This is a genomic window from Olleya marilimosa CAM030 (assembly GCF_000518485.1).
GTDB lineage: Bacteria > Bacteroidota > Bacteroidia > Flavobacteriales > Flavobacteriaceae > Olleya > Olleya marilimosa.
The window spans coordinates 212,088-236,090 of record NZ_JADR01000006.1; the positions used below are offsets into that span (position 1 = coordinate 212,088).

Sequence of the window (24,003 nt, forward strand, 5' to 3'; positions counted from 1 at the left end):
TAAAAAAGAACGGAATTTGCAGAAAAAACAATGGAATTATTTTTAGCAGTATTTGGAGCTTTATTTTCAATTATGAACCCATTAGGAACCGTACCTGTATTTGTTGGTTTAACAGGAGACCATAGTAAAAAAGCACGATCCGTAACAGCCTTTTGGACAGCAATAGATGTTTTGGTTATATTATTGCTTTCGTTTTTTGCAGGTCAGTATATCTTATCTTTTTTTGGAATTAGTCTTAATGCTTTAAAAATTGCAGGAGGATTAATTATCACCTCTTCAGGTTTTGCATTATTGACAGGAAAATTTAGAGAACACAAAGGGATGAAACGTAAAAAGGTACAAGAGGATATACAGACTAGAGATGGTATAAGTTTAACACCATTAGCCATACCTATGTTGGCTGGACCAGGAACAATATCCTTATTAATTACTTATAATCAAGAATTTGTTTTAACTGCAGAAAAATTTACCATAGTTGGTGCTATGTTTTTAGCAGCAATTAGTATTTATATAATACTTAAAAGTGCTCATTTTATTGTTAAGTTTTTAGGAGCATCAGGTATTAACGCGCTATCTAGAGTTATAGGTTTTATTGTAATAGCAATAGGTGTGGAGTATATAATATCTTCCGTTGTAAATATACTTTCAACAATAAATTTATAAACTAAAGACTTAGGTGTCGTTTTCTAGTTCGTTTAATAAACAAAAATAATGCTAGAGACATAAAACCAAAAACGGTAAATCCAATAAATAATGGTAACGCTGTTGTATCAACAAAACTACCAATATAATTTGCAATTGGCACAGCCATAATAGTCGATATAAATCCTGTTATAGCAGCTCCAATACCAGCAATATGTCCAATGGGTTCCATTGCTATAGCTCTTAAATTTCCAAAAATAAAGCCTATTGTAAAAAATTGGATAGCCATAAATATTAATATAATTGGTAATGCTGGGTTATTGGTAGCATTCCAAAATAATAAGACATATAGTAAAGCATTAACACTAAAAACAATAATAGCTAAATAAGATAAACGCCACATACCAAGACGCATTACAAAACTACCATTTAAAAAAGTTGATAAACCAACACCACAAGCTAATCCAGCAAAGATGTACGGAAACTCGTCTATTAAGCCATATTGGTTTTCAAAAATGACCTGAGAAGCACTTAAATAAACAATAAAAGCACCAGAGATAAATCCAGAAATTATGGTAAATCCAATAGTTTCTTTATGCTTTAATAACTCTTTTAAACCATCTATAAAAACATGCTTAGTAAACTTTATTTTATATTCAGGTTTTAAGGTTTCAGGTTGACGTTTCCAAAACCAAATAGCGACAGCTAAAGCTATAATTAATTGGACATAAAAAATGCCTGTCCAATCATAATGATTTAAAATAAACTTACCCATTACAGGTGCAATTACAGGAACTAAAATAAAAAATGTCGTAACAAACGACATAATTTTGGCCATATAATCACCCTTAAACATATCCCTAATAACTGCAATAGCAATAGTCCTTGGTGCTGCTAACCCAATACCTTGGATGATACGACCAACAACCATCAATTCTAAACTATGTGATAACACACAGACAATACTACCTATAGCAAATACAGTAAATCCAATATAAACAATTGGTTTTCTACCAAAACTATCAGATAAAGGACCAAATAATAGTTGTCCAAATCCTAAACCTAGAAAAATCATGGTTATTAGTAATTGGTTATTGCCAGTATCTAAACTATTAACAGAGATGCCAATAGCTGACATGGCTGGTAAAATAGCATCAATCGCTAATGCTACAATAGACATTAAGGATGCCATTAATAAAATAAACTCTAGCTTAACAGGTGGATTTTTTTGCATGCTGCAAAAGTAGTTTAAAAAAGATTTATCCTTGGTTATATTAGTGTGAAATAGGTGTTAAATTAGACCTAATTAATTTGATATTTATCAAACTTTTATAACAACTTTGCAAAACAATTTTATATGCAATAAATAATTATATTAGTATGTTGTATCTTGTAACAAACCTTTGATTTTCAATGAGAAATAATCTAATAATCAGCCTGATTTTTTTAATGGTTTCTAACCAAATATCAGCACAACAAATTGCTTCGGATGTCATACAGGAGCAAATTGCTAAATACAAAAATGATTTACGAGGTCCTTACAAAGATATTCGTTGGTTTTGTACAGATGGTAGCGTTAGGCAACCCAAAGACCCTTGTCCAGATAATATTGGTCCAGGAAATCAACATGCTAGATATAAGGATGATGTCGAGAAATTAGCAGTAAGTAATCATATATTTTTAGGTCAAATTTTGGCCTATACAAAAACTGAAGCATTTTGGGATGCACCAGCAAGCCATTCTAGATTAAAACAATACCAATTAGATAAATATTTAAGAGGTGTTGATGATGGTTGGATTAACAGAAAAAGTCAGTTTTATAGAGGTGCCATTCAGTCGGAGGACGAAGAAGCTTGGGGAATTGATTTTTACAAATGGCTTTTGGCAAAGGACGATGTTATACAACAAAATTACTTTTTAGTAAGACAATCCTTAAAGGATATTCCGCATAATGGAGACGATAATTTAGCGCAATTAATGCGAAGCCAATCCAAAGTACTATCTGATGCTTATTTACCATTTATGGATTTGCGTGTTAAAATCCATGCACAAACAGAGGTTAATGATATCGAAAAAGTAAAAACTTTTAGGGCTAAACACGTAACAAAATTATCGGTTAATCAAATCAAGTTGATTGACGAGCTAATAGTTACTATGACTACCTTTTTTAAACCAATAGATTTAACTGCTGTATTGCAAAAAGCAACATTGATAAAAGACACAACTTTTGGTAAGGCATTTAAAGATTATGTTTCTGAACAGCATGAAACAAGTAAAACTTCGGATTTAATCCAAAATACAGCAGAGGTATTAGCGCTATTAAAAAAGGCTGTCTTGGATGAAAAACGTCCATTAGCACGTTTACAATTATTAGATATATCATTAAAATTAGAAGAAGTAATTTTTAAAAATGCACCACTTTGGGAACCAAAAACGGTAGAACAGTTAGTTGATAAAATTTGTTACTTAGGTATGGCTACAGCTGCTGCTGGTTATATCGAACAGCATGAGTGGGAAGCTCTAACACTTACACTATCTGCAAATACAACAAATGATACTACTTTAGGTGACTTAACCTCTGTTTTACAAAATGGTAGAAGTTTGGTAGAATGGAGTTCTGGAATGGTTAAAGCTACTTATCAAGAAACCGTTAATACCTATACTACTTTTGAGCCTCTAGCTTATGGTTTTATTGATGATAAAATTAGAGGGTCTATTGCATTACATTTAGGTAAAGCAGTAGGAGAATTAGGCGACTTTATAGCCAACGAGTCTGCGCTGACAAACAAAGTGCTTAATATTCCAAATCAAAGTACGATACGTGGTTTAAATCCTGGTTATGCGTTTGGAGAGTTAGTGGTCGTAGCAGGATCTCCTGATAATATTGAGGTGTCTTCAAATAAAATATATATTTTCCAACGTCCACCAGCAGATTTAAAGCCTATTGCAGGTATAGCAACGGTATCTGAAGGTAACATGGTGTCTCATGTACAACTATTAGCACGTAATTTAGGGATACCAAATGCAGCTTTATCAGATCAAAATTTAGCGGACTTAATGACTTATAGTGGTCAAAAAGTATTTTATGCTGTGTCAAATAAAGGCAATGTGATTATCAAAACAGAACAAGACATGTCTGAGGAAGAACGCGCTTTATTTGTTAAAAAAGAACGTCGTAACGAAAAAATAGAAGTCCCAGTTGAAACCATTATTTTAAACCAGCATAATGTTTTAAATCTCCGAAGTGTCGATGCTAGTGATTCTGGTAAGATTTGTGGTCCAAAAGCAGCCAATTTAGGACAACTTAAAAAGATGTTTCCGGAACAAGTTGTGGAAGGTTTAGTAATACCGTTTGGGATATTTAGAGATCATATGAATCAAGAAATGCCTGACCAAAACAAAACTTATTGGCAATTTTTAGAAGCAATGTTTAATGAAGCAATTGCAATGGAAACAAATGGTATTGCAGAAGAAGAAATTGAGCATTACCAATTAAGACAATTAGAAACATTACGTGCTGCTATTAAAAAAATGCCTTTAAAAACAGACTTTATAGCGCAAATGGAAACTGATTTTAAAACAGTTTTAGGACAAGATTTAGGTGCTATTCCTGTGTTTTTAAGAAGTGACACCAATATGGAAGATTTAAAAGAATTTACAGGAGCAGGATTAAACCTAACTCTGTTTAATGTTGTTGATAAATCCAAAATATTAGAGGGTATCAAAGATGTTTGGGCATCACCTTACACTGAGCGCAGTTTTAAATGGAGACAAAAATATTTATTAAATCCAGAAAATGTATTTCCATCAATTTTAGTAATTCCTAGTGTGGATGTTGATTATTCTGGAGTGCTGATAACAAAAGGATTAACGTCTGGAAATGATCAAGATTTAACGATAGCTTTTAGTAGAGGAGCAGGTGGAGCTGTAGATGGTCAATCTTCTGAAACGTATTTATTAAAAGACACTGGAGGCTATCAATTTTTAGCACCTTCGCGTGAGCGTTATTATAATAGTTTACCAATTACAGGTGGTACGCTTAAACAATCTGCAACCTTTGAGCAGCCTATTTTAAACGCTCAAAATATTGCAGATATAAAGCAATTAGCTAAAACCATTAGAGAAACCATGCCAAATGCTACAGATACCGAGTATGAAGGTGCTTATGATGTCGAGTTAGGCTTTAAGGATAATAAACTATGGTTGTTTCAAATTAGACCTTTTGTAGAAAATAAAAAGGCATTAAGTTCTACATATTTACAATCCATAACACCAATAGTAAACACTAATAAAGCGATAGCGCTTTCAAAAAAAATATAAATGAAAAAAGTAATAATTGTTCTAGTTTTAGTGCTAATCTGTTCTGCTTTTACAACAGTAACTTTATATCCAATTGATGGTTATGATTACACTGGAATCAAACGTTTAAAGCGTTTAGAATTGATTAAAAGTGGCGAAATAGTGGAGAAACAAACCTTACCTGAAGGTGCGTTTAAATCCTATTTGGATATTAAATTAAATTTAAAAGAAAAAGCAGCAGACAGTTTGCATTGTTTTTTTAAAGAGAATGAAGCTTTTCAAAAAGACATTAATAATTTGTTTAGAGGATTAGATAAAAGTTACTCGTTAACTGTAATGGATATCACTGATTTAAACGATATTAAATATGCGCATCGTAATGAAACTTCTGGTTATCAGCCTGGAAGCGTAGGTAAACTAGCTGTGTTATTAGGGTTATTTGATCAATTAGCTAAAATTTATCCAGATAATTTTGAAAAACGCATTGCATTATTAAAAACTAAAGTGGTTAAAGCAGGAGTTTGGGGATTAACAGATGAGCACACTATACCAATTTATAACATTGAAACTAAAAAATTAGTAAAACGTCAGGTTATAGCTAGTGACGAGTTTTCGTTGTTTGAGTGGGCTGACCATATGCTATCTGTTAGTAATAATGGAGCAGCAAGTATTGTTTGGCGCGAAGTGTTACTTATGCAAGCTTTTGGTGATAAATATCCAGATTTAACTGAAGCAGATGCCTTAAATTATTTTAAAACTACAGAGAAAAAAGTGTTAACAGATCTTGGTAACGATGTAGTAAATTTACCGTTACGCAACTTAGGTATTACAGCAGACGAATGGCGTTTAGGAAGCTTTTTTACAAGAGGAGCAAATACTTATGTTGGTGATAAAGGCGGAAGTATTGGAACGCCTTTTGGTGTCATGAAATTTTTAGTGCAGTTAGAACAAGGTAATGTAATTGATGAGCAGTCAAGTTTAGAAATGAAACGTTTAATGTACATGACAGACAGACGTATTAGATATGCACAAGCTCCTGCTTTAAAGGAAGCTGCAGTCTATTTTAAATCCGGAAGTTTATATAAATGTGATAGAAGCAATGGACAAGCTTGTGGTAAGTATATGGGAAATGTTCAAAACTTTATGAACTCTGTTGCAATTGTAGAACATCCTGATAAAACAACTTATATGGTTGTATTAATGACTAATGTATTGCGTAAAAACTCGGCAACGGACCACATGACTTTAGCTGCAAATATTGATAAACTAATTAGGAAGTAATACCTAAAAGTGTTTCGGTTTTTGCTCTAATTTTTTTGTTTGTTTCATTAATTAATACCAACTCTAAAAGTGGTTTAAAGTTGGTGTTATTTGATTTTTCTATGAGATATAAAACAGCAAATTTTAGTTTCACATCTTTTCGTTTTAAAAGCTCATTATAACATTCAATTTCACTAAAAACCTTAAGATTTAATTTTTTTAATTTCTCTTCAGAGTTGGAATCTAATAACACAGATTCGGCAACCGGAATTAATTCTTTTTTAAGTTGACTATTTAGGATATTATCTAAAAACTCGATAGCATGAATACGTTGTTCTTCTTTACCATGCATAATGGTGTTTAGTATTGGATCAACATCATTGGGTGGATATTTGATACCTAAAAATCTAAAAATACGCTGTAATTGTCTGTCAAGACGTTGTTCTAGTAAATGGATTAGTCCGTTTCTTGCTTCATTTTCATCTTTAGACTCCATGGTCACCGATTTCATTTTGTATTGCAACACAATTTGAGTGTGTATTACTGCTAGCGTGTTTTGGTATAATTGACATTCGTCTAGAATTTTGTCTACTATAAAACGGTCTTTAATTTTTAAGTAAGGATATTTCCATTTTAATCGTTTTAAGGCTTCTATAGCTTCGATTTTAACAGTATGCTCTGTGTCACCAGTTAATAGCATTAAAGTATTTATGGCTTTTTGTGATTTAAACTTTTCGATAACCAAAATTACATAGGCAGCATCTTCAAAATCAATAGTTTCTTTAATCACTTTTTGGTAAAGTACATCAATAACAGGATCATTATAAAAATATAAGGCATCCACTGCAACTTGTCTGGTGTCTTTTATTGATAAATGCGAAATAATAGGCGCAATAAACTCTGGGTCTAAGGTTCTAGAAGCACTAATTATAGCGGTTTTTAAAACGTCTAAATCTTTGGATAGTAGTTGTGTTTTAAGGACGTTGTAATACATGGTTATTTTTGCATTACCTATACTTTCTAACACAGATTTTATGGTGTTATTTTTTAAATCGGTATCCTTAAGTTCTAAATATTTATTTAATGCAGCTTCTATTTTTTGTTCTAAATTAAAGCGATTTTGCAGTAATTGGTTGTTTCTTAACTCTAAAGACAAACCTACTAAAGCAGCATTGGCAATAGTATTGTCAGTACTATTTATGTGTTTTTCAAATAAAACAATAGTGTTTTGCTTATAATTTTTTAAAAGATACCTAAAGGCAGACGTTGTAACTTGTTGGTTATCGTCGTAAATCATAGCTTCAATTTGCGTTGATAAATTTTCTGTTTTTAAAAAGTATAAATTATCAATTGCTAAAGCTTTTACTTTAGGCGATTTATAATTTAGTAGTGCTTTAATGGCATAAAAAAAGCGTTCGTCCTTAACCTCTAAGGTTTTTTCAAGCATGTTAAGTATTTGGTTTTCTTTTCCAGTATTTAAAACACGTAATACAGAACCAATAATGGAGGTGACTTTAAGTTCCTCTTTATGTACTTTACTTTTTTTGACTTCAGAATTATCTAAAAGTTGTTTAAATGCGATGACATATTGCTGTCTTAAAAAATAGATTAAAACCAACCATATAATAATTAACACGATAATTATAATACTTATTGATGTAGATGAAATATCTAAACCGTTAATAAAAAATATTAAAATAAAACCTGCAATTCCGGTAGCAATACTATCCACTACAACATCTGTAAAAGTTTTGGTTTTCTTTTTAATATCCATTGGGATAGGTATGGACAACAACTCTGTAGATGCTTTGTTTACGGACTGTTTTAAACTACCATCAATAACTTTTATAAATACTATAACCCATAATTCTGGTATAAAAAGAAGTAAAATAGAGCCAATTAAAATACCAGCAGGCAACCATAAAAGGGATTTTCCAACGCCAAAAGTGCCAACAATACGCTTGGTTAAAAATAATTGTATTAATAATGAAATTACACTTAATGTAGAAAACCAAAAACCAAAAAATGAGGTTAACTCATCTTCTGTAGCTATAAATCTAGACGCATAATCACTGTATTGATAATCAATTAGCTTAGCTATTAAAACACTCATCCCAATGACTAATGCTATTAAACTTAATAATTTGGATTGTCTAATAAGTTTAAAAGGGGATTTAGAATTAGTCTCATTTTTTATGGATAACTGAAACTCGTTTAGACTTTTAACCTCATGTTTCCAAATATATCTAGATAAAGGCACACATATTGATACTAGTAAAGCAGCTATAAATAGTAAGTCTTCAGTATACAATAGCGTAGTTAGTAAGGAGGTAAGGTATCCACCAAATATACCACCAGCAATTGCTCCTGCACCAATAAATCCAAAAACACGTTTGGCTTCTCTAACATTATAAACCACATTAGCAAGTAACCAAAATTGTGATGCAGTAAGCAGCCCATAAATGGCAACCCAAACATACGGAACGTATAAAAAGTTGCCAGAAATAAAATTAAATTTTAATAATACACCAAATGCAATTAAGGATATTATAGAAGCAATTAGCGTTTTATCTATAATAATATTTAAAGTGTATTTTTCTAAAGCTTTGGTGTAAAAAAACGAACCAACTATAGCCATTAAGGCAGTAAGTACGTAACCTAAAGGTAACGCGCTAGAGGTAAGCTCTGATAAAAAAAGCGAATTAATTGTAGGTTTTACAACCAACAAAGTTGTGATTAAAATAAAAATATTGAGTTGGAGTAGAAGCGTTTTATTTAACTCTTCTTCTTTAATATCAAATGCTTTTAAAATAAATGTTTTAAGCTTTTTGTTAAAAGGAAGTGTGATTTTCAAAGTCGTATTTATAGGTCAAAAGTTATTGTCAAATAACACTATAAAGGTATTGCTTTTTATGTTTTATAACAGAAATTATAGTTTGAATTTAATTGCTAACTATTGTGTTCTTAAAACTTTTTCAATTGGTTTTATCAAATCTCTAATAATTTGTTCGCCAGCAGAATCTTCTATCAATGCTACCAAAATGTAACGTCTGTTACTGTCTTTTCCCCAAACTAAAACAGAGTCGGAATGGTAATTTTTCCAAGATCCAGATTTTCTAAATATTCTAGCATCAGGAGCAATTTTGTCTAAAGTATTTACAAATTTATGGTGTAACTCAGGGTTTTCCATAATATCTAACATTTGTTTAGAACGTTTCCTGTTAACTAATTTACCATTAGCTAACAAGTAATAATATCTACAAACTTGTGTAACAGTTGCAGCATGACTAAGGTTTTTTAAAGGTTCTCTGTTAGTGTTTCCGCCACCACCATAGCGTTTTCCAACCCAAAGACCACCACCAAAATTTTCGTCGTAAAACTTATATTTTGGACTTCTCATAACCGCTTCAATCTTATCATAACCTAAACGGTCTATCATTCTGGTTGTTGCTTGATTATTGGATTTGCTAATCATTAGACGCATATCCTTTTTTATGTCTTTGGTTTCGATTAATTCTTTTTTATCTATAGCATCCATTGCTGCAAGTAACACTGCAATTTTTGGCAAGCTTGCAGCATACATCATGTGGTTACCATTTAGTCTTGCAAATTTTACATTATTAGTGTCTCTTAGGTCTACTAAACCAATTGCCATTTTTTTCTGATTAATTAACGTTTTCCATAATGGATTTGCGTTAATTTCTTTTTCTAAAGTTTTTTGAAGATTGTTATCTACCAAAGAGGTTAATAAAGCAATTCTGCCATCACTGGTAGGTAAAGGCAGCTCGCCTTGAGCAAAACTATTGGTTACAAAAGCAGTAACTAATACAAGAATAAAAAATTTTGTTTTCATCTTAAATAATACGGTAGATATAATGTAGCAAATGTATATAAATAACTAGTAGTTAAAGTGTTAAATTTTAAAATAGTCTGTTTTTAAATTTGTCAGCATTTGCGATACTTTTCTCATTATTGGTAATAGTTTTTAGTTAATTTATTAAAATTGCATCTGAAATTTAATCTTAAATCTACTTTTATTTTTATTGTTTGCAGTAAAGTAAATATTACATTTTATAAGAGTTTTTATTTACCTAAATTTGTCTTAAACCCTATAACTAAGTTAGATTTTAATGATTTTTAAGCAGTTCAAGATTAAATTTGTTTTTACTTTATTTATAACGCTTATTTTACATAGTGGATTAGCAGTTAGCCAGACTAATAACAAGCTAAATTATTATAGTTTAATTGACTCTGCAGACCTGTATATTGACAATAATCCCAAAGTTTCAGAACAATTTTTAAATAGTATTCCTGATCCAATTACATCTAATATTAAAGATCGCTTAGCGCATTATTACCAATTAAAAGGACTTATAAATGATGTTAACGATGAGCCTATTAAGCAGTTTCAAAACTTTTCTTTAGCATTAAAATATGCTAAACTAGAGCAAGACTACGACATAGCAGGAATGGTGTCTTTAGAGCTTTTTTTTAACACTTATATAATTAAAAAGGATTCAACAGCATTTAAATATTTGGAGGATGCTAAACAGTTTTACACCAAAACTAATAACACAAATGGATTAGCGGAAGTGAGTCAAATGTATGCTTTTGTGGAGTATGATAAAACAAATTATGCTAAAAGTAATGCTTTAATATTATCAAATTTAGAGACTTACAAAAACATTAAGGAGGACCAATACTATTACATGTATGCTTTGTTTATGTTATCTTCTAACTATGCGCATTTAAATAAGTTAAATACTGCTCATTATTATTTTAAAATACTTAAAAGTTTAAAAAATGATAAAACCATTTCACCTTCATTGCACAAATCCCATGTAGTGACAATTAATAATTGTTTTGTAGAGGTTTTTTTAGAGCAAAAAGCAATAGACTCTGTAGGTTTTTATTTAGAAGCTTCTAAAGACTTACGTCATTTTATGAATAGTTCTGATGTTAAACAATATTTTAATTTGTATGCAGATTATTATGAACAATTAGGTAAAGTCGAAGCTAAAAATAACTATCTAGATTCGCTGCGTATTTTTAATGAACAACAATTGCAAAAAGTAACTAACGCAAGTTTAGATATAAATAAAGCCTTGGTAAATACAGATGAAGCTTTGTTAGTGGTTACTGAAAAAAGAAATACTAACAGAGTTTGGATTGCAATACTTATTAGTGCTATTGTCATTATTGGTTCTGTTATCGCATTACGTTACAAGAAAATTAAATTGAAGATTGTCGAGTTTACTAAGCGAAAAGATGAATACCAGTTTATGCAAACTAACCATGAAAAATTAAAAGTAAAGGTTAGAGGATTGGAGGATTATATTACAGAACTTAAAAAAGAATTAAGGACAATCTCTTCCATTGACAATTCTACAGAACAAAAAGAAAAAACAAAAGCGTTATATAAAAACATACACCATCAATCCTCTACGTTTTTAGCTAAAGAAGAAAATTATTTAGAGCTAATTAATGATGTAAATATTGAGTTTTTTACTCAAATAAAAACCATGCATCCAAACTTAAATGATTCCGAAATCATTATTTGTTATTATCTGTTTTTAGGTTTTAAAAATAAAGAAATTGCTGCGTTTTTAAATACTTCAACACGTGCTGTAGAGAGTAAACGTTATCGTATATCAAAAAAAATTGACGAATTAGATAGCAATATTACACTAATAGATTATCTAAACGAAACTTTTAAAGACTCAAAAATTAGTACGATTTAAATCTTTATAACCTTCATTATCAAACTTCTTTAAAAGTGCGTAGTTAATGCGTAGTTTATAATTGTTGTTCTATAAATAGCCTTAGCATATTTGTAGAGATATAATTATAACTCTAAATTAACAATGAAAAAAATCTACTTAGTATTATTACTATTATCAACTGGACCATTGTTTTCGCAATCCAAAGATTATAGTGAAATGATTAATGAAGGGACTTACACAGTCCAAGAAATTCAAGCAGCAGCTGAAGCCCATTTTGAAAATAAAGATAAAGGAAGAGGTTCTGGATATAAGCAATATAAACGTTGGGAATACCAAGCGTTAAGATCTATTAAAGATAATGGTGTTTTAAGGTCTAACAAATTTTATTATAACGAATTAGAACGTTACAATAATTATATTAATCAAAAAGCAATTAGCTCTAGAAGCGCTTCATCAGACAACGGAAGTTGGGAGCAATTAGGTCCTTATTCATGGAATGCAACTTCTGGTTGGAATCCAGGAACAGGTAGAATTACTTCTGTGGCTTTTGAAACAGGTAATGAAAATCATATTATAGTTGGTGCAGAAACTGGAGGTGTTTGGAAAACAATAGATGGAGGAACCAATTGGAGTCCTTTATCAGATAATTTTTCAAACATGAAAGTTTATGCATTAGCAATGCATCCAACAAATCCTTCAATTTATTTTTGGGGATCTGATAACGGTACGATATTTAAATCTACAGATGCTGGTGCGACTTGGAATCTTGTAGCAAGTACTATTGGTAATGGAGAAGTTAACAGAATTTTGATAGATCCAAATACACCTTCAAAAATGTATTGTAGTATAGAGTATGGAGGACTTTTTAAATCTACTAACTCTGGTACGTCTTGGACGTTAATTCATCCTGATGCTTCAACAAGAGGTTATGATTTTGAGTTTAAACCTTTAGATCCTAATACGGTATATGCTTCTGGTACTTCTGTTTTTAAATCTACGGATGGTGGTACTACCTTCAATAAAATTGAAGCACCAACAGGAATTCCTAATTTTGACACTCAGTATGTTAATGGTTCTATTGATTGGACTTCTGCAGCTGTTGGTTTTCAACATTTTGGAGTGACTTCTATAACACCTAAAACAGGAAATGGTCTGGGATTATTTGTTAAAGGAACCAATGGAGCGTCTGGTAATATTACTAAGTTAGTTATTCCAGCTTTAAATCTAGATTCTGCGACTAATCCAGTTGTAAAATTTTCATATACACAACCTGATTATTTTGGGGATGTTGATGTTTTAAAAGTGTATTATAAAACCGCATTATCAAGTTCATGGGTAGAACTAGCTAGTTATACGACTGCTCAAGAGTCATGGTCAGACATTACTTTAAATTTACCCAATCCTTCATCTGATTATTATATTGCTTTTGAAGGTGCTGTTACTAACGCTGGTGGTGGAGGTGTCACTTTAGATGACGTGACTGTCGAAACTTCTAATTTAGGTGTGTTATTTAGTGATGGTTTTGAGTCTTCAACACCTAACGTATTTAATTCAGGAGCAAAAATGTTAGCTGTTTCAGAAGCGGATCCATCTGTAGTTTATTTGGTGGAAGCAAGTGGTACTTCTGGAGCACATTTTAATGGATTATACAAATCTACAGATAGTGGAAACAATTTTATAACACTAGATCATTCTGGCAAAAATTATTTTGGATATAATGTAGTAGCTACAGACCCAAGCGATGCAACAAGTGGACAAGCACCACGTGATATGGATATAGCAGTAAGTCATACTAATGTTAACGAAGTGCATATTGCAGGTATTAATACATGGCGTTCATTGGATGGAGGTGTAACCTTTAATCCAACTACAAACTGGAATATTTCAGTAACAGAATCGGATAATTTAGGTTATTCTCATGCAGATGTGGATTTACTAACCTTTGTTGGAAGTACACTTTACACGACTACAGATGGTGGGTTATTTAAAGCAACCAATAGTGCAGGACCAATAAGTACAACCTATTTTACAGATATAACTGCAGGATTAGGTATTAGACAGTTTTATGCGTTTGGAATTAGCCAAACCAATCCTGTTGTAATTACAGGAGGCGCTCAGGATAATGGTAGTGCTACATTGACATCTACAGGTCTTTGGAGAGACTGGATTGGTGGAGATGGTATGGAAGGTTTTGTAGATAAAACTAATAGTCAAATTATTTATGGTACAGCTCAAGAGGGTAGTTTAAATAAATCTATTGATGGTGGTCAAACTTTGGCTGGTATCACTATTCCTGATAATAAAACAGGAAATTGGGTTACACCTTTTGAGCAAGATCCAGTTGCTGTAAATGTTATTTATGCTGGTTATGATCAAGTTTATAAGTCTTTAGATGGTGGGTTAAATTGGACTGCAATATCTCAAGTATTTAGTTCTAAATTAAATCATCTTAAAATAGCTCATTCTAATCCTAATACAATGTATGCATCATATCAAAATAAAATATATAAAACTACAACAGGTTCAGGAACTTGGACAGAACTATCAAGCTATTCTGGTGATAATATAAATTCTGTTGCTATCCATCCAACTAATGCCAATAAGGTTGCAATTGCAACTATAGGTACAGAAAAAGTATATGTTACAAATGATGGTGGTACAACATGGATGTCTTATAAATTTGATTTACCGGATTTTAGTGCTTTAGCTTTAGTCTGGGATAATAACGGTAACGATGGATTGTATTTAGGTATGGATTATGGTGTGTATTATATTGATAATACTACTAATAATTCATGGCAACCATTTATTAATAATTTACCTAATGTAAAAATTAGCGAGTTAGAAATTAATTATTCAGATAATAAATTATACACTGCTACCTATGGTCGTGGAGTTTGGCGTACGCCTAGATATGATATTACAACGTTAGGTATAACGGATAATTCGATCAAAGAAGCTGGTATTAAAATGTATCCTAATCCAGCATCACAAACTTTTAATTTAGTATCTAATTCAGATGAATCAGTAGATGTTAGAGTATTTAATGCCTTAGGAAAATTAATGTTTTTTAAAAAGAATCTCAACTTAATTGAAGATTATAAAATTGATATTTCTCAATATGAAACTGGATTTTATTTTGTCAGAATCAATAATGAAAACGGAATATTTACATATAAGTTGATAGTTAAATAATAGCAATAATTAACTATGTTAGGAATCCTCAAGAGCATCTGCTTTTGGGGATTTTTTTGTTTAAAACAAAAGTGCGTAGTCAATGCGTAGTCTTTGTTTACAATGTTTTCAAGATGTTAATAGATATTTGTGACGTTCAAATAACAACATAAAAACATGAAAAAAACAATTACTTTTTTATTCTTGGTCTTCACGATTGTATCCTATGCTCAATCTATAGACTACAAAAAGACACCTTATATAAAAGGTAGTAATTATTACCAAATCATAAAACAAGTTAGAGAGGATTTGGGAGCCTTCAATAAAAATGCATCCAAAACCGAAATTAAAAAGCATAAACAATTTGAACGTTGGGCTTATTATTGGAAAGATAGAGTGGACCTAAACGGAAACTTTCCTAATGCCTTTTCAGGTTATTATAATGCTGGTATTATTGATGCTAATGGTAAATTTAAAGACAATATAAGTTTAGTAAGTCAGACTAGTAGAGCTTCAAATACAGGACAAACATGGACAAATATTGGACCACAAGAAGTACCAGATGCTAACGGTTATCCTAATCAACCACAATTAGGACGATTGACTAACTTTTTAAGGTATAAACATGCTACAGATCCAAGTCAAAATGTATTGTTTGTAAGTGCTCCAGTTGGAGGTGTATGGAAATCTACAGATAACGGAACCTCTTGGACACCTAAATTAGATCATTTAGCAGGTATTGGTGTTACAGATATTAAAAGTAGTAGTGCAGATATTAATAATCCAGGCATTATTTATATCTCTACTGGAGATTTTGATGCTGGACATATCAAATCAATTGGTGTGTATAAGTCAACTGATTTTGGAGAAACCTATCAGCCTACAAATTTGACTTTCAATTTAAATCAACAAGAATCAACTTCTAATTTAATTGTTCTAGATGCTAATACAGTGATAGTTGGAACTAACAAACATATCAAAAAAACAACAGATGGTGGCGTAACATGGACCAATGTTTATACTCATAATTATGACGATGCTGTTTTAGGTAAGTTTCATAGAAACGGTAATAATATTATGTGTTCTGATAGTTGGGGCGGATTATTTTTCTCTTCTAATAATGGAAGTACATGGAGTGTTTTAGTGTCAGAAGGCGCAAGTAGTCAGCGTCATGCTATTACATCCAATCAATCAGGTGTGTTTTATGTACAAAACGAAAATGGGCAAGTATCTACATATAATACAACTTTACCAGCACCAGTGTTAACTACAATTGGTGTACCAACAGTTGGATATAACACACAAGGCTCTTATAACCAATGTTTAGCCATAAAGGATGGTATGATCATTAGTGGAGGAGTGGATGGAATAAATTCTGATGACTCAGGAAACACATGGTATGTAACCTTAAACAATTCTTGGTCAGATAACACTTCTGCTGGTTCTTATGGACATGCAGATATTCATGAAATAGGAATTTTAGATGATGGATTCTCTTTTTGGAATGTAAACGATGGTGGTTTAAATTTTGTAACCTATAGCAATATTGCAGATGAAAAACCTACGGTAGAATATAAGTCAAACGGAGTGATTGTAACACAATTATATTCGGTAGCAATAACACCACAAACCACAACAGATAACATGATTATGGGAAACCAAGATAATGATGGTTATAGTTTAGAGTTAGTTGGAGGTGTACCAACATGGGTAACAGCAGGAGCAGGAGATGGTACGTGTACAGCAGTAGATTATACTAATCCTCAAATTAGATATTTAGGGTCGCAAAATGGTGGATTAACAAGAGCAGATAATGGCTTTTTAGGTGATGTTTGGGGAACAAGTTTAACTACACCAACAGCAGGAGCACCTTTTGTTTGGACTTTAAAAATGCACTCTACAAACTCATCAATATTATATGGTGGTTTTGCAGATGTCTATAAATCGACTAATAAAGGTGATACTTGGACCAACTTAAACTCTGGAGCTGGAGCAATAGAGTATATCGAAACTTTTGGAAATAATTTAATAGTTATTGGAGAAACTTCGGTTAGAAAATCAAGTAATGATGGAAGTTCATGGACTACAGTTAATCAACCTGAAGCTGGTGCTAAAATGAATTCTGTTTCATTAAACCAAAATAATACTAATATTTTATATGCAACAGTCAACGGTTATGAAGACGGATCAAAGGTTTTTAAATCTATGGATGGTGGAGCTACATGGACTAATATTTCGGCTGGACTACCTAATATAGTTGCCAAGCAAGTGGTTTTAAAACAAAATCAAGGTCAAGAGATTTTGTTTTTAGGTACCGAAATAGGTGTGTATTATAAAACAGGAACTGAAGATTGGACTAAGCTAGGCCAAGGATTGCCAAATGTGGTTATTAATGATTTAGAAATTAACTACACGCAAGACAAATTGGTAGTTGGAACATATGGTAGAGGACTTTGGGAAATTAGTATTTTAAATGAAACATTAGGTGTAGAAGAAGTTAAGTTATCAAGTGAAACAGCACCTTTAGTGTATCCAAACCCAGTAAAAACTGGAGTTCTTAATATTAAAATGAATACGACTAATACCAATTTTAAATATCAAATGTACAATGTTGTTGGTGGTTTGGTTAAAAAAGGAAGCTTAACTACAGGTCTAAATACGCTAGATGTTAGCACAATTGCATCAGGTATTTATGTTGTAAGAATGACAGATGGAACGACAGTATCTGCTCAAAAAGTGATTATTGAATAGAGTATAGCTAGTAATCTCTAATTTTTTTAGGGAAACTAAAAAGAGCCTCAATTGAGGCTCTTTTTTTATGCTTTCTTTATGTATTATTTTTTTCTATAAAGGAATATTACCATGTTTTCTATTTGGTAAAACTTCTTCCTTATGTTCTAACATTTTAAACGCTTTTATTAATTTACGTCTAGTGTTTTCAGGAAGAATAACTTCATCTATAAAACCACGTTCTGCAGCTTTATAAGGATTAGCAAACAGCTCAGCATATTCGGCTTCTTTTTCTAAAAGTTTTTCTTCAGGATTGTCTGATTCTTTTATTTCTTTTCTAAAAATAATTTCACTTGCACCTTTTGCTCCCATAACTGCAATTTCAGCACTTGGCCAAGCATAATTTAAGTCCGCTCCAATGTGTTTAGAGTTCATAACATCGTAAGCACCACCATAAGCTTTTCTTGTAATTACAGTTACTTTAGGTACTGTCGCTTCGCTTAAAGCATATAATAGTTTTGCACCATGCACTATAATTCCGTTCCATTCTTGATCTGTTCCTGGTAAAAAGCCTGGTACATCTACTAACACTAATAACGGAATATTAAAGGCATCACAAAATCGTGTAAATCTTGCTGCTTTACGCGAACTATTTACATCCAAAACACCTGCTAAAAATAAGGGTTGGTTGGCTACAATACCAACGCTTTTCCCACCAATTCTTGCAAATCCAACAATAATGTTTTGGGCAAAATCTTTATGGATTTCAAAAAAACTATCCGTATCAATTATGCCTTTTATAACATTATGCATGTCATATGGCTTATTGGCATTGTTAGGAATAATTGTTTTAAGTTCTTCTCTAACCTCTTCACCTAACTCAAAGGGTAAATCTTTAGGTTTTTCTAAATTGCTTTGTGGTAAATAGCTAAGTAAACGTTTAACATCTTCTAGACATTCTATATCGTTAGACGATGTGACGTGTGCTACACCAGATTTAGTCGAGTGTGTACTTGCTCCACCAAGTTCTTCGCTGGTCACTTCCTCGTTAGTAACTGTTTTAACAACGTTTGGACCTGTAACAAACATATAACTGGTGTCCTCTACCATCATAGTAAAATCTGTCATTGCAGGACTATAAACAGCTCCTCCAGCACATGGACCCATAATAGCAGATAGTTGTGGTATTACACCAGATGCTTTTACATTTCTATGAAAAATATCTGCATATCCACCTAAGGATCTAACACCTTCTTGTATACGTGCACCACCAGAATCGTTAAGACCAATAAAAGGCGCACCAACTTTAAGTGCTAAGTCCATTATTTTACAAATTTTTTCGGCATGTGTTTCAGACAACGCACCTCCAAAAACTGTAAAGTCTTGCGCAAAAACATACACTAATCTACCATTTATTGTTCCGTAACCTGTAATAACACCATCACCATAAAATTTTTGATTTTGCATTCCAAAATCAACCGTTCTGTGGGTTACTAATGCTCCAATCTCTTCAAAAGAGCCTTCGTCCATTAAATAAGTAACACGTTCTCGGGCTGTTAATTTTTTCTTTTGGTGTTGTTTATCTATTCTAGCTTGACCACCACCTAATTTGGATAGCTCAAGTTTTTCGTTTAGGGTTTTTATTTTAGATTCCATATCTCTATTTTAATCACGTATGGTCGTAAACGCTATACGTTATGTAATTATCTAATTAGTTGGTAGTCTTAATTGCTTTTGGTCCTCTAGATACTGTTTTACAGCAAAAAGCGCAGCTAATTTAGCTTCGTGTTCTGCATCTTGTTTTAAAGCTTCAGGAGAATAGTATTTTTTCACAAAATGGGTATCAAAGTTCCCAGATTTAAACGCCTCATGATTAAATACAAACGTCCCAAAAGGCAATGTAGTTGCGATACCTTTAACATCGTAATCTGCAATAGCTTGACGCATTAATTGCATGGCTTCTTCACGTGTTTTACCGTAAGTAATTAACTTAGCTAACATTGGATCGTAGTAGATCGGGATATCCATACCTTGTTCAAAACCATTATCCACTCTTATCCCTTTTCCTTCCGGAAGTTTATACACGTCTAAATGCCCAACGCTAGGTAAAAAATCGTTTAAAGGATCTTCAGCATAAATACGTAATTCTAAAGCGTGACCATTAATTTTTAAATCAGATTGCTGTATGTCTAAAGCTTCGCCACGTGCCACTTTTATTTGTAGTTCTACTAAGTCAACACCAGCGATAATCTCTGATACAGGATGTTCTACTTGTAGTCTTGTATTCATTTCAAGGAAATAGAAATTTTTGTTTTCATCTAATAAAAACTCAACTGTTCCAGCACCAACATAATCACATGCTTTAGCTACTTTTATAGCAGCTTGTCCCATTTCCTCTCTTAATTCAGGCGTTAAAACTACACTTGGCGCTTCTTCAACCACCTTTTGATGGCGACGTTGTATACTACATTCGCGTTCAAAAAGATGAATGACATTACCATGTGTATCTGCCATGACTTGAATTTCGATATGACGAGGCGATCCTACATATTTTTCAATAAAAACAGAACCATCTCCAAAAGCATTAACTGCTTCACTAATAGCGCGATTCATTTGAGATTCAAATTCGTCTTCTTTATCTACTACACGCATTCCTTTTCCACCACCTCCAGCAGAGGCTTTTATTAAAATAGGAAAGCCAATAGTCTTAGCTATTTTTTTAGCTTCAGCAATATCTGTAATAGCTTGATCTGTTCCTGGTACCATGGGTATGTCATAACCTTTAACAGCGTCTTTTGCTGCTAGTTTACTACCCATAACTCTAATAGCATGCGATTTTGGTCCGATAAAGGTGATGTTGTTTTTTTCGCAAAGCTCTGCAAAATCTGCATTTTCACTTAAAAAACCATAACCAGGATGTATACCATCAACATTTAAGCTTTTGGCAACCTCTATAATTTTATCGCCTAATAAATATGATTGATTAGAAGGTGCTTCTCCAATTAAAACAGCTTCGTCAGCAAATTTTACGTGAGGCGCATTACGATCTGCAGTAGAGTAAACTGCTACGGTTTTAATTCCCATTTTCTGGGCTGTACTCATGACTCTTATTGCGATTTCGCCACGATTGGCGACTAGTATTTTTTTCATTTTATTCGAATTCAATTAACAATTCACCTTTATCTACAGTACTTCCTTTTGTTCCTGTTACAGACTTTATAACACCATCTCTAGGCGATACAATACTGTTTTCCATTTTCATAGCTTCCAGGATAAGTAAAGGTGTATTTACTGAGACTTCGTCTCCAGGCTTTACCATAATATCCAAGATTAATCCTGGCATTGGTGCTTTTATGTTATCAATTTTTTTGGAAGCACCAACTTCAAATCCCATTGCTTTTATTAAAGCATCCAATTGGTCTTCGATTTGAACGGTATATAGGTTGTTATTAACTTTTACGGAGTACGCTTTTTTAAGAAAATCACTATCAGTGATTTCGATTTTAAAAGGTTTGTTGTTGTCTAAAAGATGAAATGTATTCTGTTTAACTTCAACAGAATCAATGTTTTTTATAACATCTGAGTCTATTTCAAATTGATTAAGACCATTTGTTTTTACATTAAATTTTTGGCTCATTTTGTCTAAAATTATGAGGCATAAAGATAAGTAACTATAACGTTTTAGTGAAATTTAAACTTTAAAAATAAAACTGTGGGTTTATGTTTTAAATACAGAGCTGTTTTGATGGTATTTAATAGCTTTTCTAGAAAGAAAAATTCCGATAGCTAGCGATACAAATGCACCAACCCAAATACCTGGAACAAAGTCTATAAACAAGAAAAAGTCGTAGGCACCATGAAATAAAATAGCAAAAAATAAGCCTAATAAATTTAAGTATAATTTGTTAGGTGCAAATTTTGCTTTACCCATAAAATAGCCCATTAATATACCAAAGGTAGCATGTGCAGGCACTGCGGTAAAAGCTCTGGCAATTGCTGTTGCTGGTCCACTTTGCATGACGTACATGATGTTCTCGGTTGCAGCAAATCCCATAGATACCATGACAGCGTAAACTATTCCGTCAAAGGGTTCATTAAACTCTTTATGGCGTTGTGCAAAAAGCAATACGATTAAAAACTTGCTTAATTCTTCAGAAAAACCAACCACGAAAAAAGCTTGTTTAAATTGTTCCCAAATACTAAGTTTATCCGCTAATGGGACTAATATATTAAATACAGAGTAGAGTAGTGTAGTGATAATAATGCTGACAATAGCACCTAATAAAAACGAGATTATTAATAGTCGTTTAGGTTCTTTCTCGTACTTATCTTTTAGATAAATGTAAAATATGATAATAACAATTGGCGCTAAAGCCATTAATAGTAGTTGCATTGCGCTAATTTATGATGTTTTTTTAGAAATATAGTTTAGTACTTTTATATAATAGTTGTAATTACTTGCAACAAAATGACCGTTAATTTTACTATTTTCTAGAAGAGTTTTAAATGTGGAAATTGTAACAAGTTTTAAAGCTTGGACTTCTTCCTCTTGAGGTGTTAGAGACGCTATAGGAACTTCTAACTGAACAATGTAAGTATTATGGAACTCGTTGTCCTTTATCCCATTTGGATAACTTTGAAAGCACTCAAAAACACCAATTTTTTCTAAATCAGTAGGTTTTATTTGTAATCCAATTTCTTCCTTAATTTCTCTAATGGCACCATTCTCAATAGATTCTCCTGCATCAATGTGCCCAGCAACAGATACATCCCAAAGTAAAGGATAGATTGATTTTGATGCTGCGCGTTGTGCGAGTAATATTTTACCATCATTAGTATAAAACCAAATGTGTGCGGTATTATGTAAATAACCTTTAGTATGAATGACAGATTTTAAAGCGGTCTCTCCAGTTGGAAGTCCATTTTTGTCAACAATATCAATTGTTTCGTCCATGTTAAGTTGTTTTAATTAAAGAAGAAAAGCAAGCGATTAGTGTTTTAAAATCTTCAGTTGTATTAAAAACATGACTAGACAATCTAATGTAATTTCCCCGGAAGGAAACATAAATATTATGATCAGCCAATGTTTGTTTTACACTTTCGGGTGTTATGTTTTCTGGTAATTTAATGCCAAATAAATGATGCGTTCTGTAATCATCATCTTCAATCTGAAATCCTAATGCTCTTAATTCTTGAACAGCTTTTTGTGTTATTGTTTTACAATAGTGTTGTATGGCTTTAGGTGTCCATTCTAAAACTTGCTGTAGTGCTGCGATTTGCATTTTTACGTTTATAAAGCTGGCACTTTCTCCTGCAGAATAGCGATTGGCTAATGGCTTATATTGTTCTTGGTAGTTTGTTAAGCCTGAAAAGTTGTCGCTATTTATACGATTACACCAATTTTCTTCAAGCGGAATTCCGTTATCAAACGTTTTACTAAAATAAGCATAACCACAACCATACGGACCAAATAACCATTTGTAGCCTGCACAAATCAATGCATCGGGTTGTAACTCTTTAACAGAGAATGGTAAAGCGCCAATACTCTGGCTACCATCAATAATTAATAAGGCTTCGTGTAGTTTAGATTTTTCTCGTATTGTTTTTAAATCGAATAGCGTTCCGTTAGACCAATGGATATGTCCCATGGCTACCACAGCGGTATTAGTATTTATAGCTTTTATGATATCTAAATTCCATTGTTGACCAATGTTTTCTGCATCTAAAGGTGCTTTTACAACTCTAATAGTTGCTTGATATTGATCTGCTAATCTTTTCCAGGAATAGTAATTACTAGGAAACTGCTGGTCAATAATCAAAATTTCGTCGGTTGGTTTTAAAACAATATTATGTGTCACTGTTGCAATACCATAAGATGCTGACGGAATTAAAGCAATACGGTTATAATCGTCTTCATCAATAAGTTGTGCAAATAAAGATTTAAGTTGTTTTACAGGTTCAAAATAATCAGAGCCTGTTATTAAGTAAGGTCTTCTTTTTTGTTGTAATCCATCTAAACCGGCTTGATGTATCGTATTAAATGTAGGCGATTGTGATGCTATATTTAAATACGTGACGTCTTCTGGTAAATCAAATAAGTGTTTTTGTTGTTTTAAAGCCATAGTATAAAGATAAAAAAAAGCCTCAAAAAGAGGCTTTAATTATTTTAAGTTAT

15 protein-coding genes are annotated in these 24,003 nt (G+C 32.2%); 6 read left to right on the plus strand and 9 right to left on the minus strand.

Translation table 11 applies throughout. From position 1 onward, the window contains the following. The first annotated feature begins 30 nt into the window (after positions 1 to 30). Positions 31 to 663, plus strand: a complete 633-nt coding sequence (locus M890_RS0108360) for a MarC family protein (RefSeq protein ID WP_028283099.1) — start codon at positions 31 to 33, stop codon at positions 661 to 663. 1 nt (position 664) lies between these two features. On the opposite strand, the gene M890_RS0108365 is transcribed toward M890_RS0108360, so the two are convergent. Continuing rightward, positions 665 to 1,876 (minus strand): multidrug effflux MFS transporter, encoded by a 1,212-nt coding sequence (locus M890_RS0108365; RefSeq protein ID WP_028283100.1) that lies wholly within the window; start codon positions 1,874 to 1,876, stop codon positions 665 to 667. Between the two features lie 179 nt (positions 1,877 to 2,055). Here M890_RS0108365 and M890_RS0108370 point away from each other — a divergent pair, with 179 nt between their 5' ends. Together M890_RS0108370 and M890_RS0108375 are read left to right on the plus strand one after the other, a co-directional pair. After that, complete coding sequence (locus tag M890_RS0108370; protein WP_028283101.1) at positions 2,056 to 4,962, plus strand: PEP/pyruvate-binding domain-containing protein; 2,907 nt, start codon at positions 2,056 to 2,058, stop codon at positions 4,960 to 4,962. Beyond that, the gene (locus tag M890_RS0108375; protein WP_028283102.1) at positions 4,963 to 6,222 is read left to right on the plus strand and encodes a serine hydrolase; all 1,260 of its coding nucleotides are present in this window, start codon (positions 4,963 to 4,965) and stop codon (positions 6,220 to 6,222) included. Here the strand turns inward: M890_RS0108375 and M890_RS0108380 are convergent. Together M890_RS0108380 and M890_RS0108385 are read right to left on the minus strand one after the other, a co-directional pair. Further along, on the minus strand, positions 6,212 to 9,055 hold the full coding sequence (locus M890_RS0108380; RefSeq protein ID WP_028283103.1) for an Npt1/Npt2 family nucleotide transporter: 2,844 nt from the start codon (positions 9,053 to 9,055) through the stop codon (positions 6,212 to 6,214). The genes M890_RS0108375 and M890_RS0108380 overlap by 11 nt on opposite strands. Before the next feature lie 99 nt (positions 9,056 to 9,154). Beyond that, the gene (locus tag M890_RS0108385) at positions 9,155 to 10,054 is read right to left on the minus strand and encodes a serine hydrolase (RefSeq protein WP_028283104.1); all 900 of its coding nucleotides are present in this window, start codon (positions 10,052 to 10,054) and stop codon (positions 9,155 to 9,157) included. A gap of 277 nt (positions 10,055 to 10,331) precedes the next feature. Between M890_RS0108385 and M890_RS0108390 the strand changes: the two genes are divergently transcribed. From M890_RS0108390 to M890_RS0108400, 3 genes are all read left to right on the plus strand, one after another. Further along, positions 10,332 to 11,942, plus strand: a complete 1,611-nt coding sequence (locus tag M890_RS0108390; protein WP_028283105.1) for a helix-turn-helix transcriptional regulator — start codon at positions 10,332 to 10,334, stop codon at positions 11,940 to 11,942. Positions 11,943 to 12,065: 123 nt separating this feature from the next. Beyond that, complete coding sequence (locus M890_RS0108395) at positions 12,066 to 15,119, plus strand: T9SS type A sorting domain-containing protein (RefSeq protein WP_028283106.1); 3,054 nt, start codon at positions 12,066 to 12,068, stop codon at positions 15,117 to 15,119. Between the two features lie 156 nt (positions 15,120 to 15,275). After that, entirely contained in the window at positions 15,276 to 17,849 is a 2,574-nt protein-coding gene (locus M890_RS0108400) for a T9SS type A sorting domain-containing protein (protein ID WP_028283107.1), read from the plus strand. A 93-nt stretch (positions 17,850 to 17,942) separates the two neighbouring features. Here M890_RS0108400 and M890_RS0108405 read toward each other — a convergent pair whose 3' ends face one another. From M890_RS0108405 to M890_RS0108430, 6 genes are all read right to left on the minus strand, one after another. Further along, positions 17,943 to 19,484, minus strand: a complete 1,542-nt coding sequence (locus tag M890_RS0108405; protein ID WP_028283108.1) for an acyl-CoA carboxylase subunit beta — start codon at positions 19,482 to 19,484, stop codon at positions 17,943 to 17,945. A 51-nt stretch (positions 19,485 to 19,535) separates the two neighbouring features. Then, positions 19,536 to 20,978: an acetyl-CoA carboxylase biotin carboxylase subunit gene (gene accC, locus M890_RS0108410; protein ID WP_028283109.1), complete on the minus strand. Its 1,443-nt coding sequence runs from the start codon at positions 20,976 to 20,978 to the stop codon at positions 19,536 to 19,538. A gap of 1 nt (position 20,979) precedes the next feature. Continuing rightward, positions 20,980 to 21,465 carry a biotin/lipoyl-containing protein gene (locus tag M890_RS0108415; protein ID WP_028283110.1) on the minus strand — a complete coding sequence of 162 codons (486 nt, stop codon included), beginning with the start codon at positions 21,463 to 21,465 and terminating at the stop codon, positions 20,980 to 20,982. Positions 21,466 to 21,546: 81 nt separating this feature from the next. After that, the gene (locus M890_RS0108420) at positions 21,547 to 22,221 is read right to left on the minus strand and encodes a PrsW family intramembrane metalloprotease (protein WP_028283111.1); all 675 of its coding nucleotides are present in this window, start codon (positions 22,219 to 22,221) and stop codon (positions 21,547 to 21,549) included. A 9-nt stretch (positions 22,222 to 22,230) separates the two neighbouring features. Next, positions 22,231 to 22,782, minus strand: coding sequence for an NUDIX hydrolase (locus M890_RS0108425; RefSeq protein ID WP_028283112.1), 552 nt, complete (start codon positions 22,780 to 22,782; stop codon positions 22,231 to 22,233). Position 22,783: 1 nt separating this feature from the next. Then, positions 22,784 to 23,950: an aminotransferase class V-fold PLP-dependent enzyme gene (locus M890_RS0108430; RefSeq protein ID WP_028283113.1), complete on the minus strand. Its 1,167-nt coding sequence runs from the start codon at positions 23,948 to 23,950 to the stop codon at positions 22,784 to 22,786. Between the last annotated feature and the right edge of the window lie 53 nt (positions 23,951 to 24,003).